Source organism: Sphingobium sp. IP1, from assembly GCF_002708645.1.
Taxonomy (GTDB): Bacteria; Pseudomonadota; Alphaproteobacteria; order Sphingomonadales; family Sphingomonadaceae; genus Sphingobium; species Sphingobium yanoikuyae.
Genome location: NZ_NOIW01000205.1, coordinates 1 through 4,031 on the forward strand (window position 1 = coordinate 1; position 4,031 = coordinate 4,031).

General features: G+C 67.1%; 4 protein-coding genes. 1 reads left to right on the top strand and 3 read right to left on the bottom strand.

All coding sequences use genetic code 11. The features are described 5' to 3' along the window. Positions 1–7: 7 nt before the first annotated feature. Positions 8–430: a DUF4112 domain-containing protein gene (locus tag CG471_RS29130; RefSeq protein ID WP_010336734.1), complete on the bottom strand. Its 423-nt coding sequence runs from the start codon at positions 428–430 to the stop codon at positions 8–10. A gap of 65 nt (positions 431–495) precedes the next feature. Beyond that, positions 496–2,004, bottom strand: a complete 1,509-nt coding sequence (locus CG471_RS29135) for an ABC transporter substrate-binding protein (RefSeq protein WP_099234582.1) — start codon at positions 2,002–2,004, stop codon at positions 496–498. A gap of 246 nt (positions 2,005–2,250) precedes the next feature. Here CG471_RS29135 and CG471_RS29140 point away from each other — a divergent pair, with 246 nt between their 5' ends. After that, the gene (locus tag CG471_RS29140; RefSeq protein WP_099234583.1) at positions 2,251–3,681 is read left to right on the top strand and encodes a porin; all 1,431 of its coding nucleotides are present in this window, start codon (positions 2,251–2,253) and stop codon (positions 3,679–3,681) included. Between the two features lie 15 nt (positions 3,682–3,696). Here CG471_RS29140 and CG471_RS29145 read toward each other — a convergent pair. Then, positions 3,697–4,031 (bottom strand): carboxylesterase family protein (locus CG471_RS29145; protein ID WP_143560315.1); only part of this gene is annotated, 335 nt, incomplete at its 5' end.

Genomic DNA, 4,031 nt, shown 5'->3' on the forward strand with positions numbered 1-4,031 from the left:
GTGCATGTCAGCCGTCGATCGTCACCGTCGAGGGATGGTGGCGATCGAGATGCTTGCGGATGATGCGCAGATTCTTCGTGTTCGACTTGTAGAGAAAGTCGAAGATATCGCCGGCAAAGGGGATGGCGCCGACCAGCGTGTCGACGCCGACATTGGCGGCCATGCGGGTGAGCTGCCATTTCGACAGGCCGAGATTGCGGGCTTCCCACACGATCCAGGCGCCCATGGCGGCGGTCGCGATGTCGCCGACGACGGGGACGAGGCCGATCAGGCTGTCCATGCCGACCCGGCGCTTGGTGCCGGGGATGACGAACAGCCCCTCCAGCACGGCCTCCATCATCTCGATCCGGCGCCGGATCGAGGCAGGGTCGCGGCCGAAGCCGGGCATGTCACGAACAAGGTCATCGAACTGCTTGGCCGAAACGGGCATTCCATCACTCTCCAAAGCCCTGTGCTGCCGGATAACGTCCGGCGCAGCAAAATGGGCGCAGACCCTTAGTTGGTGCTGCGGAAGAGATGGTTCAATGGGTGGCGGCCACGCGGCGAGGGCAGAAAGCCGCTGAGCCGTTTCGACACCAGCGACCAGCGGATCGGCGCGCCGAGCGGGATATAGCCATCATGGCCCTGAATCAGGCCCACCGCCTGGGCGACGCGGGCGGCGCGTTCCTCCGCCGTGCTGGCGAGGCTTGCGGCCTGCAGCGCGGCTTCGCCCTCCGGGCTGCAGTGAATCTTGCGGGCGCAGCCGATGCGGCCGAGATACCAGAGCGCGCTGTCATAGGCGGCGACCTCGTCGATCAGAGACAGGTCCGCCTTGTCGGCCAGGTCGACCCGTTCTGCGGCCAGGCCGATGGCGCCCAGATCGCGCGCCAACAGGCCGAACAACAGGGTCGAGCCGGGGCCTGCGGGCAGGGCGATGCGCAGCGGCGGCGGATCGCCATGGGTGCCACGCCAGCGGTCGATGATGGCGCGGCCCTGCGCGCGGCGATCATCCATCGCCTGCCCGACCCAGGCGGGCGCGGGCGGCGCCACCGGCAGGTCGAGCTGGCCGGGCAGCAATTGCTCGTTGATCGCCCAGCCGCCCAGCGGAAACATCTGGAGCAGCTGGTTGCGATCGACCGCCATGTTGATCGCGGCGCGCACGCCGTCATCGTCGAGCAGATCGCCCTTGCCGGTGACGGCAAGGCCCAGCAGCCCCTGCACCGGGTCCATCCGCACCGCGTCGCGATCGATGCCGGCGGGCACCAGCAGGGGCAGGTCGGCATAGCGGCCGCCCAGCACCAGCGCCGACTGCTTCTCGCGGAAGCGGATGATGGCGAGCGACGCACGCTCGGCGCGCAGCACGCGGGTCTGCCAGGCGGGGACGCCGGCTTCCTCTTCATCGCTGTCGGCATCGTCGCCGCTGAGGCGATCGACCGGCGCCAGCATCGCCGCGCCGCTGCGCCAGACGCTGCGATAGGGGCCGGTGCCGCCGTCGCGCGACAGCACCGCCATTTGCGGCTGGGCCAGCATCTGCAGCACATAGGGGCGGGCGGCGGCCATGCGAATCTCGATCACCTCGCCGGTCATCGGCACGACCGCCTGCACCGCGTCGAGCGGTCCGTCGGGGTCGAGCTGGCGCAGCATCTCGATTTGCGCCATCAGCATGCGGGCGACATCGGGCGCGGTGACGCGGGCGCCATTGGCCCAGAAGGCGCGGCGCAGGCGGAAAATATAGCTGCGCCCATCATCCTCCACGACCCAGCGCTGGGCGAGGGCAGGCAATATGTCGCCGCCGGCATCGAAGGCGACCAGCCCCTGGGCGGTGGCCTCCAGGATCAGCTTGGCCGCCGGATTGGGCAGGTTCTGCAAGGGCTTGGCAAGTTCGGTGCGGCTGCCGATGACGCTGACCACCACCGGGCCGCTGCCTTCGTCGGAGCAGCTGCCGAGCGCGAGGGCGAGGCTGGCCCCGGCGATCAGGGCGGCGCGGCGCGACAGGGCGCGCAGGCGGGGCGGGACGGCGAACATGCAGGAATGGGCTTAAAGCGTTTTCCAATCAGGTGGAATCACCTGATGACTCGGAAAAGGCGGGAAATCAAAAATATGGAGCAGCCGATCCGGCACGGCCGGATCGAAATCTGCTCCAGCCCGATGGGGCGCCGCCGCCAACCGCGATCCGCGCTTTTGCCAATGTCACAAAACCGACATCTGAAAGACGCTGCGATGTAACATAAGATTCATACTGGCGTCCCCGAAACAGGGGAATGGACAGGAATGACGCTCCGATTGCGACTGGCCGCCGGCACCGCGCTGGCGACGCTGATGATCTCCGCGCCGGCACGGGCGCAGGATAATGCGGCCTTGCAGCGCCAGATCGACGAACTCAAGGCGCAGGTGCAGGCGCTGACCGCCGCGCTGGCCGCCAACAAGGGCGCGCCGCCGGTGGCGGCAGCGCCAGCGGCCGCGGTGGACGCCGCTTCTGCGCCTGTCACGCTCGCCGCTGCACCGACTGCACCGGCGACCGTCCCGGCGTCGGCGACCCCGTCCAAGTCCAAGGCCTGGTATGAGAAGCTGTCGCTGCGCGGCTATACCCAGATGCGCTACAACGCCTTCCTGTCGGGCGATGATACGGCGCCGGCCGGCCAGTCCCGTTTGCGTTCTCCTCATGACAGTTCGATTTCGGATCGCGGCGGCTTTTCGCTGCGCCGGGCGCGGTTGGTGCTGCAGGGCGATGTGTCCGATCGGGTGTCGCTCTATCTCCAGTCCGATTTCGCGTCGGCGGTGAACAACCAGGCGGGCAGCGAGCGGCGCGAGGGCTTCGTCCAGCTGCGCGATGCCTATGCCGACGTCTTCCTCGACAAGGGCAAGAATTGGCGCCTGCGCTTTGGCCAGTCGAAGGTGCCGTTCGGCTGGGAAAATATGCAGTCCTCGTCCAACCGGCTGACGCTGGACCGCAGCGACGCGATCAACAGCGCGGTGCCGAGCGAGCGCGATCTGGGCATTGTCGGCTATTATACGCCGACGTCGGTGCAGCAGATCTGGGACCGGCTGGGGCATGACGGGCAGAAGCTGTTCGGCAATTATGGCGCCTTTGGCCTTGGCGTCTTCAACGGGCAGGGCACCAACCGGACCGAGCAGAATCGCGGGCTGATGAAGGTGGCGTTCGCGACCTGGCCGTTCGAACTGGACGGGCTGGGTGGCGCCTTTGAGGGGCAGGTGCTGGAAATCGGCGGATCGGCGATGATGAACGATGTGCAGCCCGAACTGCGCAGCGGCGGCGTCAGCACGATCGCCTATGACGATGATCGCGTCGGCCTGCACGCCATCCTCTATCCCCAGCCCTTCGGCATCCAGGCCGAATGGAATTGGGGCAAGGGGCCGGAATATGACCTGGACAGCCAGTCGATCGAGACCAAGAATCTGAGCGGCGGCTATGTCCAGATGATGTATCGCCTGCCGACCGAGACGATCGGTGCGCTGATGCCCTATGGCCGCTGGCAGCATTATCGCGGCGGGTGGAAGGCCGGCACCAATGCGCCGCGGCTGGAAACCGACGAGTTCGAACTGGGGATCGAATGGCAGCCGTGGAAGGCGCTGGAATTCACCTTCGCCTATGCCCGGATGAAGCGCGCCGAAGCCGATGAGCGGCGCACCGGCCGGGCGGAAGGCAATCTGATCCGCACCCAGGTGCAGTGGAACTACTGACCGGCCAATCTACCCTCAGGGCGTGACCGGCGGTAGCGGATCCTTCTGTGCGGCGGCCTTGCCGTCGGGGTTGAAGAGCATGATCCGGTCCTCGCTCGCGTCATAGCGTGGCCAGGCGGCCAGGCCGGTGCCGTTCGGATCGCCGCTGCGCGCGAAATTGACGATATAGGCGCTGATGGTGCGGCCCATCTCATTGTCGCGGGCCGTGGTCGCGGCGCCATATTTGATCGCCTGGGTGTCAAAGAAATAGGGGATGTCGGTGGCATGGCCGGCGCCCGGCTTGCCCACCGAGGTGGCGACATAGTCGAAGCGATAGGCATAGACCGGCAGCTTCGCCGCCGCGAGCGTGG